This window comes from Streptomyces sp. BI87 (genome assembly GCF_025957665.1).
Taxonomy (GTDB): Bacteria; Actinomycetota; Actinomycetes; order Streptomycetales; family Streptomycetaceae; genus Streptomyces; species Streptomyces albidoflavus.
This window is the reverse complement of the sequence record NZ_CP110079.1, coordinates 4,488,935-4,511,434: the sequence shown is the minus strand read 5'-3', so window position 1 is coordinate 4,511,434 and position 22,500 is coordinate 4,488,935. Positions and strand designations below refer to the sequence as shown.

The 22,500-nt window shown below is 73.9% G+C and carries 23 protein-coding genes; 8 read left to right on the top strand and 15 right to left on the bottom strand.

The window, feature by feature from the left end; genetic code table 11:
- Positions 1 to 167: 167 nt before the first annotated feature.
- The 3 genes from OIM89_RS20170 to OIM89_RS20160 are packed head-to-tail and all read right to left on the bottom strand — an operon-like array spanning position 168 to position 2,425.
- A complete protein-coding gene (locus OIM89_RS20170; RefSeq protein WP_010638334.1) occupies positions 168 to 593 on the bottom strand; it encodes a RidA family protein in 426 nt (141 codons plus the stop codon).
- Positions 594 to 608: 15 nt separating this feature from the next.
- Positions 609 to 1,382 carry an IclR family transcriptional regulator gene (locus OIM89_RS20165; RefSeq protein WP_030699140.1) on the bottom strand — a complete coding sequence of 258 codons (774 nt, stop codon included), beginning with the start codon at positions 1,380 to 1,382 and terminating at the stop codon, positions 609 to 611.
- The gene (locus OIM89_RS20160; RefSeq protein ID WP_030699139.1) at positions 1,379 to 2,425 is read right to left on the bottom strand and encodes a sugar kinase; all 1,047 of its coding nucleotides are present in this window, start codon (positions 2,423 to 2,425) and stop codon (positions 1,379 to 1,381) included. Before OIM89_RS20160 ends, OIM89_RS20165 begins: the two co-directional genes overlap by 4 nt.
- A gap of 264 nt (positions 2,426 to 2,689) precedes the next feature.
- Between OIM89_RS20160 and OIM89_RS20155 the strand changes: the two genes are divergently transcribed.
- On the top strand, positions 2,690 to 4,060 hold the full coding sequence (locus OIM89_RS20155) for an alanine racemase (RefSeq protein WP_264491492.1): 1,371 nt from the start codon (positions 2,690 to 2,692) through the stop codon (positions 4,058 to 4,060).
- A gap of 33 nt (positions 4,061 to 4,093) precedes the next feature.
- Entirely contained in the window at positions 4,094 to 5,743 is a 1,650-nt protein-coding gene (locus OIM89_RS20150; RefSeq protein ID WP_226965271.1) for an N-acyl-D-amino-acid deacylase family protein, read from the top strand.
- Between the two features lie 23 nt (positions 5,744 to 5,766).
- Here OIM89_RS20150 and OIM89_RS20145 read toward each other — a convergent pair whose 3' ends face one another.
- From OIM89_RS20145 to OIM89_RS20135, 3 genes are all read right to left on the bottom strand, one after another.
- Entirely contained in the window at positions 5,767 to 6,570 is an 804-nt protein-coding gene (locus tag OIM89_RS20145; RefSeq protein ID WP_175457734.1) for a carbohydrate-binding protein, read from the bottom strand.
- A 67-nt stretch (positions 6,571 to 6,637) separates the two neighbouring features.
- On the bottom strand, positions 6,638 to 7,999 hold the full coding sequence (locus tag OIM89_RS20140) for a carbohydrate-binding protein (protein WP_195730963.1): 1,362 nt from the start codon (positions 7,997 to 7,999) through the stop codon (positions 6,638 to 6,640).
- Between the two features lie 108 nt (positions 8,000 to 8,107).
- Positions 8,108 to 8,740 carry a DJ-1/PfpI family protein gene (locus tag OIM89_RS20135; RefSeq protein ID WP_047464926.1) on the bottom strand — a complete coding sequence of 211 codons (633 nt, stop codon included), beginning with the start codon at positions 8,738 to 8,740 and terminating at the stop codon, positions 8,108 to 8,110.
- A gap of 354 nt (positions 8,741 to 9,094) precedes the next feature.
- Between OIM89_RS20135 and OIM89_RS20130 the strand changes: the two genes are divergently transcribed.
- Positions 9,095 to 10,306: a pyridoxal phosphate-dependent aminotransferase gene (locus tag OIM89_RS20130; protein WP_030699133.1), complete on the top strand. Its 1,212-nt coding sequence runs from the start codon at positions 9,095 to 9,097 to the stop codon at positions 10,304 to 10,306.
- Positions 10,307 to 10,486: 180 nt separating this feature from the next.
- Entirely contained in the window at positions 10,487 to 10,900 is a 414-nt protein-coding gene (locus tag OIM89_RS20125) for a hypothetical protein (protein WP_008416538.1), read from the top strand.
- Positions 10,901 to 11,128: 228 nt separating this feature from the next.
- Here OIM89_RS20125 and OIM89_RS20120 read toward each other — a convergent pair whose 3' ends face one another.
- The gene (locus OIM89_RS20120; RefSeq protein WP_264491491.1) at positions 11,129 to 12,949 is read right to left on the bottom strand and encodes a phosphoenolpyruvate carboxykinase (GTP); all 1,821 of its coding nucleotides are present in this window, start codon (positions 12,947 to 12,949) and stop codon (positions 11,129 to 11,131) included.
- Between the two features lie 264 nt (positions 12,950 to 13,213).
- On the opposite strand from OIM89_RS20120, the gene trhA reads away from it, so the two are divergent.
- Positions 13,214 to 13,939 carry a PAQR family membrane homeostasis protein TrhA gene (gene trhA / locus OIM89_RS20115; protein WP_372588022.1) on the top strand — a complete coding sequence of 242 codons (726 nt, stop codon included), beginning with the start codon at positions 13,214 to 13,216 and terminating at the stop codon, positions 13,937 to 13,939.
- A gap of 68 nt (positions 13,940 to 14,007) precedes the next feature.
- Here the strand turns inward: trhA and OIM89_RS20110 are convergent, their stop codons facing one another.
- A complete protein-coding gene (locus OIM89_RS20110; RefSeq protein WP_264491490.1) occupies positions 14,008 to 14,376 on the bottom strand; it encodes a hypothetical protein in 369 nt (122 codons plus the stop codon).
- A gap of 390 nt (positions 14,377 to 14,766) precedes the next feature.
- Between OIM89_RS20110 and OIM89_RS20105 the strand changes: the two genes are divergently transcribed.
- Positions 14,767 to 15,507, top strand: coding sequence for a Mut7-C RNAse domain-containing protein (locus OIM89_RS20105; protein WP_175457737.1), 741 nt, complete (start codon positions 14,767 to 14,769; stop codon positions 15,505 to 15,507).
- A gap of 19 nt (positions 15,508 to 15,526) precedes the next feature.
- Here OIM89_RS20105 and OIM89_RS20100 read toward each other — a convergent pair whose 3' ends face one another.
- Both OIM89_RS20100 and OIM89_RS20095 read right to left on the bottom strand, forming a co-directional pair.
- Entirely contained in the window at positions 15,527 to 17,554 is a 2,028-nt protein-coding gene (locus OIM89_RS20100; protein ID WP_217467050.1) for a thioredoxin domain-containing protein, read from the bottom strand.
- Between the two features lie 527 nt (positions 17,555 to 18,081).
- Positions 18,082 to 18,327 carry a hypothetical protein gene (locus OIM89_RS20095; protein WP_147483978.1) on the bottom strand — a complete coding sequence of 82 codons (246 nt, stop codon included), beginning with the start codon at positions 18,325 to 18,327 and terminating at the stop codon, positions 18,082 to 18,084.
- Positions 18,328 to 18,464: 137 nt separating this feature from the next.
- On the opposite strand from OIM89_RS20095, the gene OIM89_RS20090 reads away from it, so the two are divergent.
- Positions 18,465 to 18,590, top strand: coding sequence for a hypothetical protein (locus tag OIM89_RS20090; RefSeq protein ID WP_260679511.1), 126 nt, complete (start codon positions 18,465 to 18,467; stop codon positions 18,588 to 18,590).
- A 59-nt stretch (positions 18,591 to 18,649) separates the two neighbouring features.
- Here the strand turns inward: OIM89_RS20090 and OIM89_RS20085 are convergent, their stop codons facing one another.
- The 4 genes from OIM89_RS20085 to OIM89_RS20070 all read right to left on the bottom strand — a co-directional run bounded on the left by OIM89_RS20085 (position 18,650) and on the right by OIM89_RS20070 (position 21,390).
- Complete coding sequence (locus OIM89_RS20085; protein WP_151169380.1) at positions 18,650 to 18,943, bottom strand: DUF6510 family protein; 294 nt, start codon at positions 18,941 to 18,943, stop codon at positions 18,650 to 18,652.
- 64 nt (positions 18,944 to 19,007) lie between these two features.
- Complete coding sequence (locus OIM89_RS20080; RefSeq protein ID WP_264491489.1) at positions 19,008 to 19,739, bottom strand: ferredoxin reductase; 732 nt, start codon at positions 19,737 to 19,739, stop codon at positions 19,008 to 19,010.
- Positions 19,739 to 20,338 carry a sulfite oxidase-like oxidoreductase gene (locus OIM89_RS20075; RefSeq protein WP_047464910.1) on the bottom strand — a complete coding sequence of 200 codons (600 nt, stop codon included), beginning with the start codon at positions 20,336 to 20,338 and terminating at the stop codon, positions 19,739 to 19,741. The genes OIM89_RS20080 and OIM89_RS20075 overlap by 1 nt, the downstream gene beginning before the upstream one ends.
- 167 nt (positions 20,339 to 20,505) lie before the next feature.
- Positions 20,506 to 21,390, bottom strand: a complete 885-nt coding sequence (locus OIM89_RS20070) for an aminoglycoside phosphotransferase family protein (protein WP_047464908.1) — start codon at positions 21,388 to 21,390, stop codon at positions 20,506 to 20,508.
- Positions 21,391 to 21,549: 159 nt separating this feature from the next.
- Between OIM89_RS20070 and OIM89_RS20065 the strand changes: the two genes are divergently transcribed.
- Entirely contained in the window at positions 21,550 to 21,999 is a 450-nt protein-coding gene (locus tag OIM89_RS20065; protein WP_195730959.1) for an SRPBCC family protein, read from the top strand.
- Positions 22,000 to 22,083: 84 nt separating this feature from the next.
- Here the strand turns inward: OIM89_RS20065 and OIM89_RS20060 are convergent, their stop codons facing one another.
- Positions 22,084 to 22,329: a DUF5133 domain-containing protein gene (locus OIM89_RS20060; protein WP_047464904.1), complete on the bottom strand. Its 246-nt coding sequence runs from the start codon at positions 22,327 to 22,329 to the stop codon at positions 22,084 to 22,086.
- Between the last annotated feature and the right edge of the window lie 171 nt (positions 22,330 to 22,500).

The window sequence follows — 22,500 nt, the reverse complement described above, 5'->3', positions numbered from 1 at the left end:
TGGCTCGCCGGACCCGATCTCCCCCACGGGCGGCGCGGACAGCCCTCCCGTCACCCGCCCGGCGGGCGTACGGCGTCCCCGCGTGCGCCCTTGCGCACCTCCCCGGGCAGGCCGACGCCCCCGCGCGCCGGGGCGGGCGGGGGCGTGGGACGGGAAGTGCGGGGAGGTCAGCCCAGGACGGCGAGGGCGTCGATCTCGATGAGGAGGCCCTTGGGGAGGCCGACGTAGACCGTGGTGCGGGCGGCCGGCGGAGCCTGGAGGTTCTGCTCCGCGAAGTACTGGTTGTAGATCTCGTTCATCTCGGCGAAGTGGTCGGTGTCGGTGAGGTAGACGCGCATCATCATGACGTCGTCCCAGCTCGCGCCGCCCTCCTCCAGGATCGCCTTGACGTTGGCGAAGGTCTGGAGGGTCTGCTCGCGCAGGGTCGGCCCGGCCGGGGTCGGCGCCTGGCCCTCGACGGCGGGCAGGAAGCCGACCTGGCCGGCGACCTGGAGGATGTTGCCCTTGCGCACGCCGTGCGAGAACTTGGCCGGCGGCGTGGTGTGGGTGGCCGGGGTGAGGGCGGTCTTGGTGAGGGGCGTGGCGTCGCTCATGATCTCTTTCCGTTCTTACTGGGTGGGGGCCTGCTCGGCCGGGACGGGGGCGCTGCCCGAGTACTCGCGGCTGATCGCGTCGGCGGTGCGGCGGACCAGCGGGAGCAGGGCGAGGAGTTCCTCGGCGGTGACGACGACGTTGGGGGCGGAGACCGACATGGCGGCCACCACCCGGCCGTCGGGGCCCCGGACGGGCGCGGCCACGCAGTTGATCGACTCCTCGTGGCCCCCGAGGTCGGTGGCCCAGCCCTGTTCGCGCACGAGCGCCAGTTCCTTGAGGAAGGCGGCGGCGTTGGGCGTCGAACGGGGCGTGTACTGGGGGTAGTCGAGGCGTTCGGCGAGGGTGCGGCGCTCGGCCTCGGGGAGGTCGGCGAGGATGAGTTTGGCGACGGCGGCGACCGTGGTGGCGACGGGCTTGCCGATCCGGGAGTACATCCGGACCGGGTAGCGGCTCTCCACCTTGTCGATGTAGAGGACCTCGTGCTCCTCGTGGACGGCGAGGTGCACGGTGTGGCCGCAGCGGTCGTTGAGGGCGACCAGGTGCGGGTGGGCGATCTCGCGCACGTCGAGGTTCTCCACCGCCTCCTGGGCCAGGGCGAAGAGGCGGGCGCCGAGCCGGTAGCGCTGGTCGGCCTGGCGGTGGACGAGGCCGTGCTCGTGCAGGGTGCGCAGCAGCCGCAGCGCGGTGGACTTGTGGACGCCGAGCCGGTCGGCGACCTTGCCGAGGTCGGCGGGGCCCTCGGCGAGCAGCGGCAGGATGCTGAGCGCGCGGTCGACGGTCTGGCTCATGGGACGCGTACCTCCTCGGCGGCCCCCGCCCGGGTCCAGCCGGGGCCAAGGCGCAGTCTCCCCCACGCCGCCTCGTCGAGCGCGGCCAGGCTGTCGGCGTGGGCGCGGGCGGGCGGGGTGGTGAGGTCGCCGGGGACGGTGAGGGCGGCGGCGGCCGCGAGGTGGCCGTGGCGGAGCCGGTCGCGGGCGGGCAGGCCGCGCAGCAGGGCGGAGAGGAAGCCGGCGGCGAAGGCGTCACCGGCGCCGACGGGCGCGACCACGTCGACGGTGGGCGCGGGTTCCTCGGTCGCCGTCCGCCCGTCGTAGGCGAGGGCGCCCCGGCTGCCGCGTTTGACGACGAGGTGGCGCGGGCCCGGCAGCGCGGCGCGGATCGCCTCGGGGGTGTGCAGGTCCCAGACCTCGGCGGCCTCGTCCTCGCCGACCAGGACCAGGTCGGCGCGGCCGGCCAGTTCGGCGAGGACGGCGGGTCCGTCGGCGCGCCCCTGCCAGAGCCGGGGCCGGTGGTTGACGTCGAAGGAGACGAGGGGGCGGCCGGGGCGGGGCGCGGTGAGGTCGCGCAGCAGGGCGAGGCAGCCGTCGGAGAGGGCGGCGGTGATCCCGGTGAGGTGGAGGACGCGGGTGGCGTCGAGGGCGGCGTACGGGACGGTGTCGGGGCTCATCGCGGAGGCGGCCGAGCCGTGCCGGTAGTAGGCGACCTCGTGGCGGGCGGCGCCCCGGTCGTCGGCGGTGCGGAAGTAGAGGCCGGTGGGGCGGTCGGGGTCGCGGGTGACGGCGGTGGTGTCGGTGCCGTAGGCGGCGACGGCGGCGAGCAGGTGGTCGCCGAAGCCGTCGGTGCCGACCCGGCTGACCCAGCGGGCGCGGTGTCCGGCGGCGGCCAGCGCGCAGGCCACGTTGGACTCGGCGCCGCCGATGGCGCGGGTGAAGGAGGGCACCTCGGCGAGGGGTCCCGGCCGGTCCGGCAGGAAGGTGATCATGGATTCGCCGAGGCAGACGACGTCCCAGTCGGTGGTGGGGCGCGGTGCGGGCGCTCCCGCTGCTGTCACGGCGTACTCCTCGTGGTGGGCGGCTCCCGGCGCGCGGTCGCGGCGGGTCGGTCGGCTCCCGGCGCACCGCTGTCCGGGTGGTGGCCGGGTGACGCCGGACGGGGTGCGGTGCGGCCGGGGCGGGTTCGCGCACCATTGACCCGGCATCGTCGGGGATGTTAGACAGCTCGGAGCGTTCTACGCAACGAGCGTTGCACAGCACGCAACACAGGGCCGCCAGGCCCGGTCCGCCCCGCCCGCTCCGTCACCCTCCGGGAGGCCCCCTTGTCGTCCGCCGCCGAGCAGCCCGCGTCCCCGCACGGCTCCGTGCCCGCCCGCGCCGCCGGACATGCCTTCGCCGACCCGGAAGGGGCCCGCACCGTCGCCGAGCGCGCCGCCCGGCTCGGCGAGGAGCGGGTCGGCCCGCGCTTCAAGGGGCTGCCGCCGGACGCCGACGGCCTGACCGTGGGAGCGCTGGCGGCCGAGCGCCGCTCGCTGTTCACCGGCGGCTTCACCACGCCGGTCCTCACCCTCGACGCGGCCTCCCTCACCCACAACCTGGCCCTGCTGGAGAGCTACACCGACCGCCACGGCCTCGCCTTCGCCCCGCACGGCAAGACCTCGATGGCCCCCGAGCTCTTCGCCCGCCAGCTCGCCCACGGCGCCTGGGGCATCACCGTGGCCGTCCCCCACCAGGTGCGCGTGGCCCGCGAGTTCGGCGTGCGCCGGATCTTCCTCGCCAACGAGCTGGTCGACGCCGCCGCCCTCACCGCGCTCACCGCCGACCTCGACGCGGACCCGGAGTTCCAGCTCCTCGTCTACGTCGACTCGGTGCGCGGCATCGAGCTGATGGACCGGGCCCGCACCGAGGCGGGGGCGCTGCGCCCGCTGGACGTGGTGGTGGAGCTGGCGGCGGGCGAGGGCGCGCGGACCGGCGTCCGCGACGAGGCGGGCTGCCGCGCGGTCGCCGACGCCGTCGAGGCCAGCGACACGCTGCGCCTGGCGGGCGTCGCCGGGTACGAGGGCGAGGTGCCGGACGCCGACCCGGAGCGGGTCCGCGCCTGGCTGCGCCGGCTGACCGCGCTGGCCGCCGCCTTCGACACCGAGGGCCGCTTCGCCGGGCTCGACCAGATCGTGGTGAGTGCGGGCGGCAGCGCCTGGTTCGACGCGGTCGCCGACGTCTTCGCCGAACTCCCGCCGCTGTCCCTGCCGGTGCTCAAGCTGCTCCGCTCGGGCGCGTACGTCTCCCACGACGACGGGCACTACCAGCACGTCACGCCGTTCAACCGGGTCCCCGAGGAGGGCACGCTGCGTCCCGCCTTCCGGCTCTGGGCCCAGGTCGTCTCCCGCCCCAGCCCGGACCAGGCCTTCGTCAACGCGGGCAAGCGGGACGCCGCCTACGACCTGCACCTGCCCGAGGCCCAGGTGGTCCGCGACGCCCGCACCGGCGTCCTGCGCCCCGCCGAGGGCATCACCCTCACCGGCCTCTCCGACCAGCACGGCTGGCTCAGGACCGAGGCGGGCGCGGAGCTGGAGGTCGGCGACTGGATCGGCCTCGGCCTCTCCCACCCCTGCACCTCCTTCGACAAGTGGCAGCTCATCCCGGTCACCGAGGCCGACGGCACCGTCACCGAACTGGTCCGCACCTTCTTCTGATCCACCCCGCACCACCGAGAGGCCCCACCCCTCATGGATCTCGTCCTCAGGGACGCCCGCGTCGTCGACGGCACCGGCGGCCCCTCCTACCGGGCCGACGTCGCCGTCTCCGGCGGCCGGATCGCCGCCGTCCACCGCGCCGGGGCGGGCGGCCCGCGCCCGGACGCCCGCCGCGTCCTCGACGCCTCCGGCCTCGCGCTGGCCCCCGGCTTCATCGACATGCACGCCCACAGCGACCTGGCCCTCCTGCGCGACCCGGACCACAGCGCCAAGGCCGCGCAGGGCGTCACCCTCGAAGTCCTCGGCCAGGACGGCCTGTCGTACGCGCCGGTGGACGAGGACACCCTCGTCGAGGTCCGCACCCAGATCACCGGCTGGAACGGCGGCGGCCCGGGCGACGACCGCGTCACCTTCGACTGGCGCACCGTCGGCGGCTACCTCGACCGCCTCGACACCGCCTTCGCGGGCGCCGGGTACGACGGCGAGGGCATCGCCGTCAACGCCGCCTACCTCGTCCCCCAGGGCACCGTCCGCATGCACGCGATGGGCTGGGAGGACCGCACCCCCACCCCCGCCGAACTCGACCACATGCGCCGCCTGGTCGCCGAGGGCCTGGCCGAGGGCGCCGTCGGCCTCTCCTCCGGCCTCACCTACACCCCCGGCATGTACGCCTCCGACGCCGAACTCACCGAGCTGTGCCGGGTGGTGGCCTCCTACGGTGGCTACTACTGCCCGCACCACCGCAGTTACGGGGCGGGCGCCCTGGAGGCGTACGAGGAGATGGTGGCGCTCAGCCGGGAGGCGGGGTGCGCGCTCCACCTGGCGCACGCCACCATGAACTTCAGGGTCAACGAGGGCCGGGCGGGCGACCTGCTCGCCCTGCTCGACGGGGCGCTGGCGGCGGGTGCCGACATCAGCCTGGACAGCTACCCGTACACCCCGGGCGCCACCACCCTCGTCGCCATGCTGCCCTCCTGGGCGGCCGAGGGCGGCCCGGAGGCGCTGCTCGCCCGGCTCACCGACCCGGCGACCGCCGCCCGGATACGCACCGGTCTGGAGGTGACCGGCTCCGACGGCTGCCACGGCGTCCCCATCGACTGGGAGACCATCGAGATCTCGGGGACGGCCAACCCCGACCTGGCCCCCTACGTCGGCCGGACCGTCGCCGCCTCGGCCGCCGCGCGGGGCGAGGAGCCGTGGACCACCGCCGTGCGGCTGCTCACCGAGGACCGGCTCGGCACCTCGATCCTCCAGCACGTCGGCCATGAGGAGAACGTCCGCGCCATCATGCGCCACCGCGTCCACACCGGCGGCTCGGACGGCATCCTCCAGGGCGCCAAGCCCCACCCGCGCGCCTACGGCACCTTCCCGCACTACCTCGGCCACTACGTCCGCGAACTGGGCCTGCTCTCCCTGGAGGAGTGCGTCGCCCACCTCACCTCGCGCCCCGCCGCCCGGCTCCGCCTCCCCGACCGGGGCCTGGTCCGTGAGGGATACCGCGCCGACCTGGTCCTCTTCGACCCGGACACGGTCGCCTCCGGCGCCACCTTCGACGCCCCGCGCACCCTGCCGACCGGCATCCCGTACGTCCTGGTCGACGGCCGCCTCGCCGTCGAGGACGGCCGCCGCACCCAGGTCCTGGCGGGCCGCTCGGTCCGCCGCACGCCGTACCGGGGACGCTGACCGGGCGGCCCCGGGTCAGGGACTCAGCCGCGCTGCCAGAGCGCGGGTGCGCGCGGCGGCTCCCACCCCGCCGTCGCCCGGTGCGACTGGAGGCAGCGGTAGCCGGCCCCGTCGTACGAGACCCGGTCCCCGGTCGTGTACTCCCGTCCGGCGGCCCAGGTGGTGGCGCCGGGCCCCTGCCCCACGGCGAGGACGACGTCGAAGGTGGCCTCGCGGCCGCCGCCCGCGTCCCGGACGTTCATCAGGAGCGCCGGGTCGAAGAGGGCGTCGGTGGCATTGCGGGGCTCGCCCGGGAAGTAGAGCTGCGTGGTGAGGACCTGCCCGCCGGGCGGCTGGACCTTGACGTGCAGGTGGCGGGTGCGCCCCGGGTAGAGGCCGGGCACGATCGTGGTGAGCCGGAACTCCCCGGCGGCGGTGGTGAACTGGTGCCCCCGGAACCGGAACCCGGCGTTGTCGTACGCGCCCCCGTCGTCGCCCTGCCAGAAGTCGAGGAGCACGCCGGCGAGCGGCCGGCACCCCCGGTCGAAGACGTACCCGCCGACCGTCAGCGGGGTCCCCGGCGTCCCCGGTTCGGCGAGGCTCGTCCGCAGCGGGCTGTGGGGTTTGAAGTACGGGCCCTCCATCTGCTCCGGCGTCGGATCGTCGCCGTCGTCGCAGGCGGGGGTGGGGTCGAGCGGGCCCGCGGTGCCGGTGGTGTCACGGGCCAGGGCGACGCCGCCGCCGGTCAGCAGGGGCAGGGCACCGGCGCCGAGCGCGGCCCGCAGCAGGTTCTTGCGGCTGACGCCGCGCGGCTCCGGGGTCTCGGGGCGTTCGGGTACGGCGGGCATGGGGGTCTCCTCCGTGAGTGGGGGGGGGACGGTGCGGGCCCCGGGGCGTCCGGGGCCCGCACCGGGCTCAGACGCGCTGCCAGAGCGAGGGGGTGTTCGGCGGCTGCCAGCCGGCCTGCGCGGTGTGCGCCTGGAGGCAGCGGTAGGTGGCGCCGCCGTAGGTGACGGTCGCCCCGACCGCGTACGAGGTGCCGGCCGCCCAGGTGCCGCCGGGCTCGGTCGGCGGGTCGGTCGGGCCGGGGCCGCCGCCGTCGTTGCTGGTGACGAGGGTCAGACCGTAGGCGGAGAGCGCCGGGGCGAGCGGCTGGAAGTAGGTGGTGCCGCCCTGCGAGCAGTTGCCGGAGCCGCCCGAGGTCATCCCCTGGGCCTGGTTGCCGGAGATGAACGAGCCGCCGGAGTCGCCCGGTTCGGCGCAGACGCTGGTGCGGGTCACCCCGGAGACGGTGCCCTGCGGGTAGGTGACGGAGGTGTTGAGCTGCTGCACGGTGCCGCACCGCCAGCCGGTGGTGGAGCCGGAGCGGCAGATCGACGCGCCGACCAGCGCCTGCGTCGAACCGGCCACGGTCACGTCGGCGTTGCCGTAGCCGTTGACCAGGTTGCGCGGCGTCCAGTTGGCGTTGGTGGCGACCCAGGCGTAGTCGCGCCCGGGGAAGGTGGAGCCCTGGAAGGTGCCCTGGGCCTGCTGGTTGACCCCGGTGGTCGTGGTCCCGACGGTGCCGCAGTGCCCGGCGGTGACGAACCCGGCCTGGCTCGCGCCCCGCTTCACCGGGAACCCGACGGAACAACGCCCCGAGCCGTTCATGTAGTACGCGTCCCCGCCCCGCAGGTCGGCGTAGGTACGGGGCTCCTCGCTGGCCCGCACCACCTTGACCAGGGCGCGGTCGACCCCGGCGTCGGCCGCGAACCGGTCGGCGGCGGCACGGTCGGCGGCCTGGAGGACGACGCGGCTCGCGGTGGTGTCGACGTACCAGAGGGGCACGCCCTCGGGGGCGCGCCGGCCGGCGGCGGCGTCCAGCTCCGCCTTGGCCGCCTCCAGCCGCGCCAGCCCGTGATCGGCGAGTTCGGCCCTGGCCCCGGCGGCGGTGATGGTCCGCCGCTCGGCCGGGTCGGTGGTGGCCACGATCAGGGTGGCCCCGTCGCCGGTGACCCGCGCCCCGGCGAAGCTGGCGCCCAGCCGCTGCTTCAGCGTGGCGGCGATGTCGGTGGCGGCCGCCTCCCCGGCGATCCGCTGCCGCGCCTCGGCGGGGGTGAGGCCGAGGTCGCGCTCCATGGCCCGGAGCAGGGCGGCGTCCGGGGAGGAGGCCGGGGTGGCGCGGGGTTCGGGGGCGGCGGTCGCGGAGCCGGTCAGCCCGGCGAGGGTGAGGGCGCCGACGGCGACGACACCGGTACAGGCGGCCGCCACACGTCTGCGGAGAGGGATGTGCCGCACGGCAATCTCCTTGCTCTCAGGGGGAATTGGCGCCAACGTAGCGGCGCCGCCGCCCCGGCCAGGAGATCTCATCCACCCCGTTCCACGGCGTTATGCCCCGGCCCCGCCTCACCCGTCGACGACCCCCAGCAGCGCCTTCGCCTCCGCCGGCGCCTTGGCGAGCGACCCGGCGTCGTACGGCGGCCGGGGGTCGTACTCCAGCCCCAGCTGGTACGCCTGGGCGTGGACGGGCGAGGTCAGCTCGGCGGCCAGGGTGAGCGCGAGGTCGATCCCGGCCGAGACCCCGGCGCCGATGATCAGCCGGTCGCCGGGGTGGGTGACGACGCGCTCGGGGGTGTAGGTCGCGCCGTAGGACTCCAGTTCGCGGGCGGCGCTCCAGTGGGTGGTGGCGGACTTGCCGGTCAGCAGCCCGGCGGCGCCGAGGAGGAGGGCGCCGGTGCAGACGGAGGCGGTCCAGCGGGTGGTGGCGTGGACGCCGGTGATCCACTCCAGCAGGGCGGGGTCGTCCACGTCCCGGCGGGCGCCGGGGCCGCCGGGGACGAGCAGGACGTCGGCCGCGCGCACCTCGGCGCGGGCGTGGGTGGCGACGAGGCTGAGCCCGCCCACGCCGTCGGACACGGCCTGCCCGGCCCGCTCCCCGGCGAGGACGATCTCCGCCCCGGGCAGCATGCGGAGGATCTCGTAGGGGCCGACGAGGTCGAGGGCGGTGAAGCCGTCGAAGAGGGGGAAGACGAGGCGCACGCGGGCTCCGGTACGGGTCGGCGGGGGCCCGGGCGGGGCGCCGGGCCGCCCCATTCTCGGCCGGGGCCGGGCGGGGGCGGACCCCCGATGCGGCGAAGGTCACGTTCCTGTTTCCCGGGCGCGTACGGGCCCCGTCCGGGTCCGTGCACCCGCCATCGGATCGCAAGCGGAAGCGTGTCCCGGGCTGAGGGAACGATGGCGCGCCGCCCGTCCCGGCAGGGAATGGGTCGGCGCGGGCGTTTCGCGGCCTGCGCCACCCCCACCCCGCAAACGGTGCCTACCGCCACCTTCCGGACGTATCGCGTGGCCCAAATCATGGAGCGGACCGGGAAACGCGGTCGTAAGCTCACGGACATGCAGGTGATCCAGTCCACGAAGCTCGCCAACGTCTGTTACGAGATCCGGGGTCCGGTGCTGGAGGAGGCGATGCGGCTGGAGGCAGCCGGTCACCGCATCCTCAAGCTCAACACGGGCAACCCGGCGGCGTTCGGTTTCGAGTGCCCGCCCGAGATCCTGGAGGACATCCTCCGCAACGTCGGCTCCGCCCACGGGTACGGCGACGCGAAGGGGCTGCTCGCGGCGCGCCGCGCGGTGATGATGCACTACCAGACGCTGGGCGTGGAGACCGACGTCGAGCACGTCTTCATGGGCAACGGCGTCTCCGAGCTGATCACCATGGCGATGCAGGGCCTCCTCGACGACGGCGACGAGGTCCTCGTCCCGGCCCCCGACTACCCGCTGTGGACCGCCTCGGTCTCGCTGGCGGGCGGTACGGCGGTGCACTACCGGTGCGACGAGGAGTCGGACTGGATGCCGGACCTGGCCGACATCGAGCGGAAGATCACCGACCGCACCAAGGCCCTGGTGATCATCAACCCGAACAACCCGACCGGCGCCGTCTACAGCGACGAGATGCTGCGCTCGCTCACCGACATCGCCCGCCGCCACAACCTGCTGGTCTGCTCCGACGAGATCTACGACAAGATCCTCTACGACGGCGCCACCCACACCCCGACCGCCGCCTTCGCCCCGGACCTGCTGACGCTGACCTTCAACGGCATGTCGAAGGCGTACCGCGTGGCCGGTTACCGCTCGGGCTGGCTGGCCATCTCGGGCCCGAAGGCGCACGCCCAGTCGTACATCGAGGGCCTGAACATCCTCGCCAACATGCGGCTCTGCGCCAACATGCCGGCCCAGCACGGCGTGGTCGCGGCGCTCACCGGACGCCAGACCATCCGCGACCTGGTCCTGCCCGGCGGCCGCCTCCTGGAGCAGCGCGACGCCGCGTACGACCTGCTGACCCAGATCCCCGGCGTCACCTGCGTGAAGCCGAAGGGCGCGCTCTACCTCTTCCCACGCCTGGACCCGAAGGTCTACAAGATCAAGGACGACCGGCAGATGATCCTGGACCTGCTGCGCCAGGAGCGGATCATGTGCGTGCAGGGAACCGGGTTCAACTGGCCCGAACCCGACCACTTCCGCATCGTGACCCTGCCGGCGGCGGAGGATCTCAAGGAGGCCGTGACCCGGATCGGGCACTTCCTCGACGGGTACAGCCAGCCCTGACCGGCACTCGCGCGAGTGCGCGGCCGCACGATCGCACGACGACAAGGAGCCCCCTTCGGGCTCCTTGTCCCGTTTTCGGCCACGGAGAGTACCGAGGCCGGTACGGTTCCAGACCGACGACAACTTTAGACTGATTCCAAGGTAGGATGGTGCTCAAGCAAGAAGCTGGAGGCCGTCCCCATGTACGAACCGATCCGCACCACGTCGGCGCACACCCTCCCGGACGTCGCCGACTTCCCGCACCGCAGCCGCGAGGAGGAGCTGGACATCCAGCTCGCGGGACACCTGTCGGCCCTGCTCGCCGTCACCGACGAGCTGCGCGGCCTGCGCCCCGACCCGGCGCTGGACGACGCGGCCGAGCAGCTGTCCGGCGCCGTCGCCCGGCTTCGCCAGGGCGCCCCGCCGGTCAGGTCCGCCGTCGCCGCCGCCATCCACGAGCCGCGGCTCGCCGCCCTCCACCAGCGCGCTCACGCCCTCGCGGGCCGGGCCCTGGTCGTCGCCGCCTCGCGCGCCGACACCGCGGCGGCCATCCTGGCGGCCCGCCGGATGGAGGCCCACGAGGCCGGCCGCCGGGAGTACGCGACCGCCGCCTGACCGGGCACGGAGAGCCCGGCACAGCAAGCGGGCACGGAAAAGGGCCGGTCCCCGCACGCCGTTGTGCGGGGACCGGCCCTTCCGCGTACCCCGGCTGGACCCCCGGGTACGCGGTCGGTGCGTGCGACGCGGACGCCTCGGGTGCTCGTACACCTCCGGCCTCCGCGTGGTACGCGGGACGCCGGCCGCGTGGGCGCTCGTGACACGCCACGCGGCCGGCGGGATCGATCAGCCCAGGCGCTCGACCAGGGCGCGGTGCTCGTCCCACAGCTCCTTGGGCGTGTGGTCGCCGAAGGTGTTGAAGTGGTCCGGGACCAGGGCGGCCTCCTCGCGCCAGGCGCCCTTGTCGACGGTGAGCAGGAAGTCGAGGTCGGCGTCGGAGATGTCCAGGCCCTCGGTGTCCAGCGACTCCTTGGTGGGCAGCACGCCGATCGGGGTCTCGACGCCCTCGGCGGTGCCGTCCAGGCGCTCCACGATCCACTTCAGGACGCGGCTGTTCTCACCGAAGCCGGGCCAGACGAACTTGCCCGCGTCGTTCTTGCGGAACCAGTTGACGTAGTAGATCTTCGGCAGCTTGGCCTGGTCCTTGTCGGCGCCGACCTTGACCCAGTGGGCCATGTAGTCGCCCATGTTGTAGCCGCAGAAGGGCAGCATCGCGAAGGGGTCGCGGCGCAGCTCGCCGACCTTGCCCTCGGCGGCGGCGGTCTTCTCGGAGGCGACGTTGGCGCCCAGGAAGACGCCGTGGTTCCAGCTGAGCGACTCGGTGACCAGCGGCACGGCGGTGGCGCGGCGGCCGCCGAAGAGGATGGCCGAGATCGGCACGCCCTTCGGGTCCTCCCACTCCGGCGCGATGATCGGGCACTGGCCGGCCGGGACGGTGAAGCGGGCGTTGGGGTGGGCGGCGGGCGTGGCGGACTCGGGGGTCCAGTCGTTGCCCTTCCAGTCGGTGAGGTGGGCCGGCGGCTCCTCGGTCATCCCCTCCCACCAGACGTCGCCGTCGTCGGTGAGCGCGACGTTGGTGAAGACGGAGTTGCCCCACATGGTCTTCATGGCGTTGGCGTTGGTGTGCTCGCCGGTGCCGGGCGCGACGCCGAAGAAACCGGCCTCCGGGTTGATCGCGTAGAGGCGGCCGTCCTCGCCGAAGCGCATCCAGGCGATATCGTCGCCGATGGTCTCCACGGTCCAGCCGGAGATGGTCGGCTCCAGCATGGCGAGGTTGGTCTTGCCGCAGGCCGACGGGAAGGCGGCGGCGACGTACTTGGCCTCGCCGCGCGGCGGGGTCAGCTTGAGGATCAGCATGTGCTCGGCGAGCCAGCCCTCGTCGCGGGCCATCACGGAGGCGATCCGCAGGGCGTAGCACTTCTTGCCGAGCAGGGCGTTGCCGCCGTAGCCCGAGCCGTACGACCAGATCTCGCGGTCCTCGGGGAAGTGCGAGATGTACTTGGTGGTGTTGCAGGGCCACGGGACGTCCTGCTCGCCCTCGGCGAGCGGCGCGCCGAGGGTGTGGACGGCCTTGACGAAGAAGCCGTCGGAGCCCAGCTCGTCGAGGACCTGCTGCCCCATGCGGGTCATGGTGCGCATCGCCACGGCCACGTACGCGGAGTCGGTGATCTCGACGCCGATCGCGGAGAGCGGCGAGCCGACGGGGCCCATGCAGAAGGGCACCACGTACATGGTGCGGCCCCGCATCGAGCCGCGGAAGATGCCCTGCTCACCGACGAAGATCTCCCGCATCTCGGCGGGGTCCTTCCAGTGGTTGGTCGGGCCCGCGTCCTCCTCCTTGGCGGAGCAGATGAAGGTGCGGTCCTCGACGCGGGCGACGTCCGAGGGGTCGGAGGCGGCGTAGTAGGAGTTGGGGCGCTTGATCGGGTCCAGTTTCGTGAAGGTGCCCTTGGCCACGAGCTCCTCGGCGAGACGCTCGTACTCGGCCTCCGAACCGTCGCACCAGACCACCTGGTCCGGCTGCGTCAGTTCGGCGATCTCGTCCACCCAGGCGACGAGTTCCTGGTGGTTGGTGGGGGCAGGGGGAGCCGCGATGTCGCGCGCCACGATCGCTCCTAAGTGAGGGTGTGAGAGGTGAGTGCCCCGTGGGGGCCGCGACCCGGATGCTTCGTAGCCGCTCATCCGGTGCCGACCGCACTCATTTGATCATCCGCCTGTCGCGCCCATATGTCCAGGGGGCCGCCCACGTGAGCATCGCCACGTATCGGACACGCCGCCCACCGCCGTCCCGCCCTGCCCGCACCGCCCCGGACACCCGCCCGGCCCCCGTGCGGGAGCCACTGATTCCCTACCTACGGGGCCGTAGCTACGATGCGGAACATGACTCAGCCCGCCTCCGAGGCGACGACCTCCCCGTCGAAGGGTTCGACCGCGGCCAAGCTCGCGGCCGAGATCCCCGCCATCGTCAAGCCCAAGCTCCGCGGCTGGCTGCACGCCGGAATGTTCCCGGCCGTCGTCATCGCGGGGCTGGTCCTGACCGCGTTCACCGATTCCACCCGGGGGCGCGTCGCCTGTGCGATCTACGCCCTCAGCGCCTGCCTCCTCTTCGGCGTCAGCGCTCTGTACCACCGGGGCACCTGGGGAGCGCGCGGCGAGGCCATCCTGCGCCGCCTCGACCACGCCAACATCTTCCTGATCATCGCGGGCACCTACACGCCCCTGACGATGCTGCTGCTGCCCGAGGAGAAGAGCCGCTGGCTGTTGTGGGGCATCTGGGCCGCCGCACTGGCCGGGATACTCTTCCGCGTCTTCTGGGTGGGCGCGCCCCGCTGGCTCTACACCCCCTGCTACATCGCCATGGGCTGGGCGGCCGTCTTCTTCCTCCCGGACTTCATGCGCGCGGGCGGCGTCGCCGTCCTGGTCCTCGTCGTCGTGGGCGGTCTCCTCTACAGCGCCGGCGGCATCATCTACGGCCTCAAGCGCCCCAACCCCTCCCCGCGCTACTTCGGCTTCCACGAGGTCTTCCACTCGCTGACCCTCGCGGCCTTCGTCGTGCACTACGTCGCCATCTCCCTGGTGGCGTACCAGCGGGGCTGACTCCGCGGCAGGACAACCGGAACCGGGCCGCCAGGGGCGGCGGGCACCACGCCCGCCGCCCCTCGCGTTCACCCCGAGTCGCCCGGCACCACGCCGTCGCCCCCGAGCGAGAGCCGGGCCGGGCGGCCCCGGGCGACCTGGCGCTCCGCCCGCTCCGCCGCCTGCTCGGCCCGGACCAGCGCCCGCACCGCCCGCCGGGCCTCCCGCCGCTCGGCCGCGGTGGCCCGCACCGGCCTGCGGCCCCCGGCCGCCGCCGGTCTCGACGCCGAGGCCACCGCCACGGCGAGCCCGACCACCACCAGCAGCACGACGCCGAGCACCCCGGCCGCCCCCAGCAGCGCGTACCCCACGACGCAGGCCACCGCCGCCAGCAGGGCGAACACCTCGGCCCGCCGCCCGCGCCGCGCGCCAGGCACCCTCTTCGCATCCGCGTACATCCGCGTCCCCTCTCTCCCCCGGCCGCACCGGCGACCGAAGTAACTCCATGTGAGCGCTACTTCATCCGAGAGTGACATACGGCTCTGACAAACGACGGCGGTTCTCCCGCTCCGGCCCATCAGGCAGCCCTCCGATTCAGCCTCCAACCCCATCCCCGCCGCAGCTCGTGGAGCTGTCCCACCACACCCCACAGAGTCCGCTTACTTCTCTCGCCAGTCGGCCCCAGCTCCGCGCCCACGACTCCCGCGGACCCCGCCCGGCCCACGCACCCCACCCCCCTCACGCGCCCCCGCCGCCTCCCCCACCCAGGTGACACGAAGCCGCACCGGAAGGGGCACAGGACCGGAAAGCGTCCCCCGAGCCGTCCGGGCCCGTGCCATCCTGGCCGGATGAACGGACCGGAGATCCTCCTCACCTTCGCGCCCGGGCTGGGCCTCTTCGTCTCGCACGAGCGCCGGGCAGGTCCCAGCACCGTGATCACCGACGGGGCCTCGACCCTCGGCCACGTGGTGGAGTCGCTCGGCGTCCCGCTGACCGAGGTCGGCTCACTCACCGTCGACGGCCGCGAGGTGGGGCGCGGCCACGTCCCCGCCGCCGGGGAACACGTCACCGTGGGGGCCGTGGCCCGCCCGCAGCAGGTCGAGGGGGCGCCGTTGCGCTTCCTCCTCGACGTGCACCTGGGCACCCTGGCCCGCCGGATGCGGCTGCTCGGCATCGACACCGCCTACGAGAGCCACGACCTCGGCGACCCCGCCCTGGCCGCCCGCTCCGCCGCCGAACAGCGGGTCCTGCTCAGCCGCGACCGGGGGCTGCTCCGCCGCCGCGAACTGTGGGCCGGCGGGTACGTCTACAGCGACAAGCCCGACGAGCAACTACGCGACGTCCTCGGCAGGTTCGCCCCCGTCCTGACCCCCTGGACACGGTGCACCGCCTGCAACGGCCGGCTTCGCGACGCCGACAAGGACGAGGTCGCCCGCGATTTGGAGGGCGGCACCAAGGCCACGTACGACGTCTTCGCCCGGTGCGACGCCTGCGGCCGGGTCTACTGGCGCGGCGCCCACCACGACCGCCTGGAGACCATCGTCCGCCAGGCGCTCCGCGAGTTCGGCAAGGTGCCGGCCAGGGCCTGAGACCCCGGCCGGCACCGCGTCAGCCGCCGAGCTGGGCGACGAGCAGGGCCGGATCGGTCGTCGGCGCGTCACAGACGAAACCGCGGCAGACGTACGCGGTGGGCGCGCCGTCGGCCGGTACCCGCCCGGCCAGCAGCGGCAGTTCGCCGTCGGCCGGGCCGACCGCGACGACCGCGCCGGGCGCCGTCGAGAGCAGCGCCGTACGGTGCAGTGCGGCAGTGCGCGGGTCGTCCGGGTCGCCCACCACGGCCACCTCGCGGGGACCGTCGAGCAGCGCCTCGGTGACGGCCAGGCCGTGGCCGATGAAGCGCGGCACCTTCGGCCCGAGCGCCGCCACCACGCCGAGCGCCCGTTCGGCGGCGGTGCGGTGCGGCTCGGAGCCGGTCTGCGCCGCGTAGCCGAGCAGCGCTCCGGCGGCGGCGGTCCAGCCGGACGGGGTGGCGTTGTCGGTCGGGTCCTGCGGGCGCCGGATGAGCTGTTCGGCGTCGGAGGCGGTGTCGTAGAGGGCGCCGCTCTCGTCGGTGAAGCGGTCGAGGACCCCGTCGAGGAGCAGCCCCGCGAAGTCGAGCCAGACGCCCTCCCCCGTGACGGAGGCCAGCGCGAGGAAGCCTTCGGCGACGTCGGCGTAGTCCTCCAGGACGCCCGCGTTGCTCGACGCCCGGCCGTCGCGGGAGGTGCGGGTGAGCCGCGCGTGGTCGTCGAGGTGGACCCGGACCAGCAGGTCGGCGGCGGTCACCGCGGCGTCGACCAGGTCCGGCCGCTCGAAGCAGGCCCCGGCCTCGGCCAGCGCGGCGATCGCCAGCCCGTTCCAGGCGGCCACCACCTTGTCGTCCCGCCCCGGCTCGGGCCGGCGCAGCCGCGCCTCGTACAGCCGCTCGCGGATCGACGCCATCCGCCCCGCCTCCTGGACGGCCCCGTCCTCCTGCGGCAGCCGCAGCACCGAGGCCCCCTCCTCGAAGGTGCCCTCCTCGGTCACCCCGAAGTGCGCGGCGGCGATCCGCCCGTCCTCCTCCCCGAGCACCTCGACGAGCTGCGCGGGCGTCCACACGTAGTACGCCCCCTCCACCATCCGCCCGCTCGCGTCCGCACTGTCCGCGTCGAGCGCCGAGGCGAACCCGCCCTGCGGAGTGGCCAGATCCCGCACCATGAACTCGGCGGTCTCCAACGCCACCCGCCGCGCCAGCTCGGCCCCGGTGGTCCGCCACAGATGGACGTACACCCTGCACAGCAGCGCATTGTCGTACAACATCTTCTCGAAGTGCGGCACGATCCACTCCCGGTCGACGGAGTACCGGGCGAACCCGCCGCCGAGCTGGTCGTAGATCCCCCCGCGCGCCATCCGCTCAGCGGTGTCGGCCGCCATCTGGAGCGCCCCCTCGGCGCCGGTACGGGCGTAATGCCGCAGCAGGAACTCCAGCACCATGGACGGCGGGAACTTGGGCGCGCCCCCGAACCCCCCGTTCACCGGGTCGTACTCCCGGGTGAGCCCGAGCAGCGCCTGCGCCGTCTCCTCGGCACCGGGCTGTCGCGGCTCCCCCAGCGTCAGCCGCCGCTCCCGCAGATCGGCCACGATCTTCCCGGCCACCTCGTCGACCTCCCCCCGCCGCTCGGCCCAGGCGACCCGCACCCCTTCCAACACCTCCCGGAACCCGGGCATCCCGTGCCGAGGCTCCGGCGGAAAGTACGTCCCGAAGTAGAACGGCTCCCCCTCCGGCGTCAGAAACACCGTCATGGGCCACCCCCCGTGCCCGGTCGCCGCCTGCACCGCCTCCATGTAGACGGCATCGACATCGGGCCGCTCCTCCCGATCCACCTTGACGTTGACGAACCCCGCGTTCATCACCGCGGCGGTCGCCTCGTCCTCGAAGCTCTCGTGGGCCATGACGTGGCACCAGTGACAGGCGGAGTAGCCGACGGAGAGCAGGACGGGCACGTCGCGGCGGCGGGCCTCCTCGAAGGCGTCCGGGCCCCAGGGGTGCCAGTCGACGGGGTTGTCGGCGTGCTGGAGGAGATAGGGGGAGGTGGACTGCGCTAGTCGGTTGGCCATACCTCAATCCTCGCGCACCGGCCCCCACGACACCCACGCGCCACGAGGCAGGAAGGAAACGGGCAAGTGAGAGTGATGTGCGCTTCCGAAGCCGGTCGGCGCGGCATCGACGGACAGGAGGTCGACACCAAAGTGCTGCGCCTCCGAAGCCCCTCGAAAGAGGTGGATGGACCGCCGAGACGGTGGCGCCCGCGCAGATGCACACACCAGCCAACCCGGAGCAGACGGGCGAGGTGGTCGTCGTGAGCACGAACGCCTACAAGCAGCACAACCTGCTGCCCCGTACCGAACCTGGCTGACGCCTGGGACACAGCCGCCAGCCTCGACCACAACGCGGTAACAGACTTCGATGCCGCAGCGCCTCTCCCTCAGGTCGAGATGGTCGCGCCATGAAAACACTTACGCCCACCGCCGGTCCTACAGGTGGAATTCGGGCCTTTTCACGTCGGCACATCACCGCCACAATCCCAAAAAGCTGACCAGCAAAAAAGCTGGTCCGCGCCGCGGGCCCGCCGGAGGCGGTCCGGTCAGCCCCCGGCGCCCTTCGCCCGGAACCTCCCGCACCCGCACACGTCCCCGAACCTCTGCTGGCTGTTTCCGTAACTGTCGTTGTTCCAGGTGTGGTGGCCGAACTCGTGGTGGCAGCGGCCCCCGTCCCAGTGCTTGGGCAAGGAGTGCCCGCAGTCGGCGCAGGTGGGGTGGATGACCACCGGACTGATGATGGTGCCGCTGCGCAGAATCCGGACGATGGCGACCACGCCCACGATGATCACGACAGCCCCTACGAGACCTACGACGTCCCCAGCGCTCATGCCTCTGCCCCCGTCGAGCCCGGACCGGCCCTCCGCCGGCCTCCACGCCGCCGCGCGGCGGGAGGGGCAAGGTACTGCAACTGGGTGAACAACGGGAGGTGTCGAGACTCCTGCTCCACCTCGCCGACGACCAGTTCGGCGCCACCCCGCTCTGGCTGATCATCGCGGTGGGCGTACTGATCGTGGACGTGCTGATCGTGCGCTGGTCGGCTTCGCCCAGATGATCAGGCGGCACGAGCACCAGCACACGTAGGGGACTGGGGCCAGGCAGCGCCCCCCGCGCTCAGCCGCCGTCGAGCGGGATGCGCACCGCGCCCGTGCCGCCGAACTCCAGCCACAGGGCGCCCGGGTGTCGGGCGACCCGCAGGGCGATCGCGGAACAGGCGGGGCAGCGGGCCACCAGGCCGGGCAGGCGGCCGTAGACGTGGAGCTGGGCGAGGGCGCCGAGGAGGCCGCAGTGGGGGCAGCGGCGCAGGGCGCCGGTCAGGTCGACGTCGAAGACCTCGGAGAGGAGGCCCGCCAGGACGTTGCCGTCCCGGTGGGTGGGCTGGTGGGCGGTGGTGGCGGCGGAGGTCATCGGTGGGCTCCTGGCGGGTCGGGGGCAGGGGGCGGGGTCGGTCGGGGCGGGTCCGGCCGTCGCGTCAGCCGAAGCGCTCGGTCCTGATCCGGTCGGGCGGGTGGCCCACCTCGACCAGGAGGCCGGAGACGGCCTCCACGAACGCGGTGGGGCCGCAGACGAAGCAGCGCGGGGCGTCCTGTGCCCGCCAGCCGGGGCGCTCCAGATCCGGCAGGGTCAGGCGGCCGGGCGGCCGTACCGCGCCGGGCGGTGCCTGGCGGGTGTGGACGGTGTCCACCACGGGGCCGCCCGGCTCGGCGGCCAGCCGGTCCAGTTCCGCCGCGTACCAGCGCTGGTCAGGTGCGCGTACCGAGTGCAGCAGGCGCAGCGGGGCGGGGGCGGGGGCGTTCCGGCGGGCGCGGACCATCGCCATCAGCGGGGCGACGCCGGAGCCGCCGCCGGCCAGCAGGACGGGGTCGGGCACGCCGTCGGCGGGGTCCCAGACGAACCAGCCGCCGAGGGGGCCGCGGACCTCCAGCTCGTCGCCGGGGCGTACCTCCCCGGCGAGGTAGGGCGAGACCTCGCCGTCCGCGACGGGCTGCACGGACACCTCCAGCCGGGCGCCGTCGGCGGGGGCGCAGAGTGAGTAGCTGCGGACCGCCTGGTAGCCGTCCTCGGCGGTCAGGCGGAGGTCCACGTGCTGGCCCGCCAGGTGGCCCGGCCAGCCGTCGGCGGTGAGTACCAGGGTGCGGGCGTCGGCCGTCTCCTGGCGCACCTCGGCGACGACGGCCGCGCGCCAGCGGGCGGGGGCCCGCATCAGTCGCCCTGGACGCGCTGCTCGCGCCACGGGTCGCCGTACGCGTGATAGCCGAGCTGCTCCCAGAATCCCGGCTCGTCGGTCCTGGTCAGCCGCATGCCGTTCACCCATTTGGCCGACTTCCAGAAGTACAGGTGCGGCACGAGCATCCGCGCGGGTCCGCCGTGCTCGGGAGGCAGCGGCGCGCCGTCGTACTCGTGGACGATCCACGCCCTGCCGCCGGTGACGTCGGCCAGCGGCATGTCGGTGGAGTAGCCGCCGTAGGAGGTGACCAGGACGTACGTACCGTCCGGGTCGACGCCCTCAAGGAAGGCGTCCACGGGGACGCCGCGCCAGCGGGTGCCGTACTTGGACCAGCGGGTGACGCAGTGGATGTCGGCCTGCGGGGTCTCGCTGGGCAGGGACATCAGGGCGTCCCAGTCCCAGGTGTGCTTCTCACCGGCGGCGGTGGTGAGGGTGAAGCTCCAGCGGTCGAGCGGGATGTGCGGCGTCGGGCCCGCCGAGAGGACGGGGAAGTCCTCGGTGAGGTACTGGCCGGGCGGGAGGCGGTCGCCGCCGGGGCCGCGCCGTCCGTGGAAACCCCGGGAGATCACAGCCATGGGCCCTCGTCCTTCCTCGCGGGTGCCCCCTCCTTTCCACCCTGGGCACAGGCGCGCGGGCCCGCAATCGCGGCGGCAGGACGGCCGAGTGGAGGCGGGCGGTGCCGTGGCAGCCGGTGTAGCGGGCCGGTGCCCGCACTCCCGCCCGTGGAGTGCGCCGTCCGGGCCTACCCCTCCAGCGCCGCCAGGATCTGCCGTGTCGTCGCGGCCGCCACCCGCTGGTTCACCGCCGCGTAGGCGGTGTACGCGCTCAGCCCCGCCGCCAGGGACCACCCGCGGCCGCGCAGCCAGGTCGCGTCGTCCACGTCCAGGGTCTCGCGGAAGACGGCGCGGGTCCGGGGGGAGAGCAGGGTGTGGGCGATCATCATGTCGCGGGCGGGGTCGCCGGCGCCGAAGCCGCCGAAGTCGATGACGGCGCTGAGGCGGCCGCCGGTGACGAGGAGGTTGCCGGTGTGGAAGTCGCCGTGGAACCAGACCGGCGGGCGGTGCCACTCGGGAGCGGCGAGAGCCGCCTCCCACAGGCCCGTCATGGCGGCGGCGTCGAACACCCCGGCGGTCGCGGCGATGGAGGCGCGGGTCGAGGCGTCCCTCGCGGCCAGCACGTCCCCGGCCAGGTCGCCCCGGGTGGCCGCCTCGGCGACCGCCCCCGGCTCGAAGCGCTGCAGCTCGGTGAGGAACCCGACGAGCTGCCCGGCCGCCGTCACGGAGTCGCCCAGCGTCTCGACGGTCGCCACCTCCCCCTCCAGCCACCGGGTCACCGCCCACGGCCAGGGATAGCCGAAAGCGGGCTTTCCGACCCCGGCCGGCTCGGGCACCGCCAGCGACACGTGCGCGGCGAGCCGCGGCAGCCACTCGGCCTCCTTGCGGGCCTGCCCGACGGCCCCGGCATGGCGCGGCAGCCGCACGGTCAGCCCGTCCCCCAGCCGGTGGATCACATGGTCCGACCCGGCCGGCTCCAGCGGGGTCAGCGGCAGGTGGGCCCAGTGCGGGAACTGGGCATCGACCAGGCGCCTGACCAGGGGGGTGTCGATGGCAGGGCTGTCGGTCGGCAAGAGCGCTCCTGGGGTTCGGGGCAGGCGGGTGCACGAAGGCCGCTTCCCATGACAGGGCATCGGCGCAGCTTCTGTCGAAGCCTTTTCGCATGACCCCCCGCCCACCCGGCAACACGCTCCAGGTCCCCCCGTCACCACCACACGGAAAGGCAGCCATTCATGAGCCACATCGAAGAGTCCGTCGAGGTAACGGCCCCGCTGTCGGCGGTCTACAACCAGTGGACGCAGTTCGAGGAGTACCCGCGCTTCATGTCCGGGGTCGAACGGATCGAGCAGCGCACGCCGACGCTGACCCACTGGGTGACCCAGGTGGACGGCGTACGGCGGGAGTTCGACGCCGAGGTCACCGAGCAGATCCCGGACGAGCGGGTGGCCTGGACGACCGTCGGGGGCGAGGTGCGGCAGGCCGGTGTGGTCACCTTCCACCGGATCTCCGACGACCGGACCAAGGTCATGCTGCAACTGGAGCACGAGCCGCACGGCGTCACCGAACAGGTCGGCGACAAGCTCGGCCTCGTCCGGCGGCAGGCCGTGGGCGACCTGGAGCGGTTCAAGAGCTTCATCGAGAAGCGCGGCACGGAGACCGGCGGCTGGCGCGGCCAGGTCTGACGCCCGCGTGGGCCCCGTACGGGAACGGGCCGGGCTCCCTCGGGAGCACCGGCCCGTTCCCGTACGGGGCCCTGATCGAGGCGGTCAGGCGAGGGGTGCGGGGGGCGCGGTGAGCACCGAGTCGTCGGTGACGCGGGCGCCGGGGAGCTGATGGCGGGCGGCGATCAGGGCGGCGTCGGCGTCCCGGGTGCCGGTGACGACGCAGAGCGTGTACGACACGTCGGCCAGGCGGCGCTGGGCCTCCTCGCCGCCGTCCTGGGCGTTGAGCGCTCGCAGAGTCTCGTACTGGCCGATCAGGTCTCGCAGGACCACGGGGTGCGCCATCAGCATGGGGGTGTCCTTGTCCTCGGGGCCGGTGCGGCCGGGGCGCCATGGGCTGTCGGCGGCCGTCTGCCCACTCCGGAACCGCCCACACCTGCGGTTTTCGGCCAGGAGCGGAAGGTGACGGGCCGTTCGCTCCGGCGTACGACCCCCTCGCGCCGGAGCGCGCCAGGCTCCACA

What these genes read in the sequence shown, in the direction of transcription:
- OIM89_RS20170 (WP_010638334.1), bottom strand. Translation starts at nt 593, where the DNA reads ATGAGCGACGCCACGCCCCTCACCAAGACCGCCCTCACCCCGGCCACC.
- OIM89_RS20165 (WP_030699140.1), bottom strand. Translation starts at nt 1,382, where the DNA reads ATGAGCCAGACCGTCGACCGCGCGCTCAGCATCCTGCCGCTGCTCGCC.
- OIM89_RS20150 (WP_226965271.1), top strand. Translation starts at nt 4,094, where the DNA reads ATGGATCTCGTCCTCAGGGACGCCCGCGTCGTCGACGGCACCGGCGGC.
- OIM89_RS20145 (WP_175457734.1), bottom strand. Translation starts at nt 6,570, where the DNA reads ATGCCCGCCGTACCCGAACGCCCCGAGACCCCGGAGCCGCGCGGCGTC.
- OIM89_RS20130 (WP_030699133.1), top strand. Translation starts at nt 9,095, where the DNA reads ATGCAGGTGATCCAGTCCACGAAGCTCGCCAACGTCTGTTACGAGATC.
- OIM89_RS20125 (WP_008416538.1), top strand. Translation starts at nt 10,487, where the DNA reads ATGTACGAACCGATCCGCACCACGTCGGCGCACACCCTCCCGGACGTC.
- trhA (WP_372588022.1), top strand. Translation starts at nt 13,214, where the DNA reads ATGCGGAACATGACTCAGCCCGCCTCCGAGGCGACGACCTCCCCGTCG.
- OIM89_RS20110 (WP_264491490.1), bottom strand. Translation starts at nt 14,376, where the DNA reads ATGTACGCGGATGCGAAGAGGGTGCCTGGCGCGCGGCGCGGGCGGCGG.
- OIM89_RS20105 (WP_175457737.1), top strand. Translation starts at nt 14,767, where the DNA reads ATGAACGGACCGGAGATCCTCCTCACCTTCGCGCCCGGGCTGGGCCTC.
- OIM89_RS20100 (WP_217467050.1), bottom strand. Translation starts at nt 17,554, where the DNA reads ATGGCCAACCGACTAGCGCAGTCCACCTCCCCCTATCTCCTCCAGCAC.
- OIM89_RS20085 (WP_151169380.1), bottom strand. Translation starts at nt 18,943, where the DNA reads ATGACCTCCGCCGCCACCACCGCCCACCAGCCCACCCACCGGGACGGC.
- OIM89_RS20080 (WP_264491489.1), bottom strand. Translation starts at nt 19,739, where the DNA reads ATGCGGGCCCCCGCCCGCTGGCGCGCGGCCGTCGTCGCCGAGGTGCGC.
- OIM89_RS20075 (WP_047464910.1), bottom strand. Translation starts at nt 20,338, where the DNA reads ATGGCTGTGATCTCCCGGGGTTTCCACGGACGGCGCGGCCCCGGCGGC.
- OIM89_RS20065 (WP_195730959.1), top strand. Translation starts at nt 21,550, where the DNA reads ATGAGCCACATCGAAGAGTCCGTCGAGGTAACGGCCCCGCTGTCGGCG.
- OIM89_RS20060 (WP_047464904.1), bottom strand. Translation starts at nt 22,329, where the DNA reads ATGCTGATGGCGCACCCCGTGGTCCTGCGAGACCTGATCGGCCAGTAC.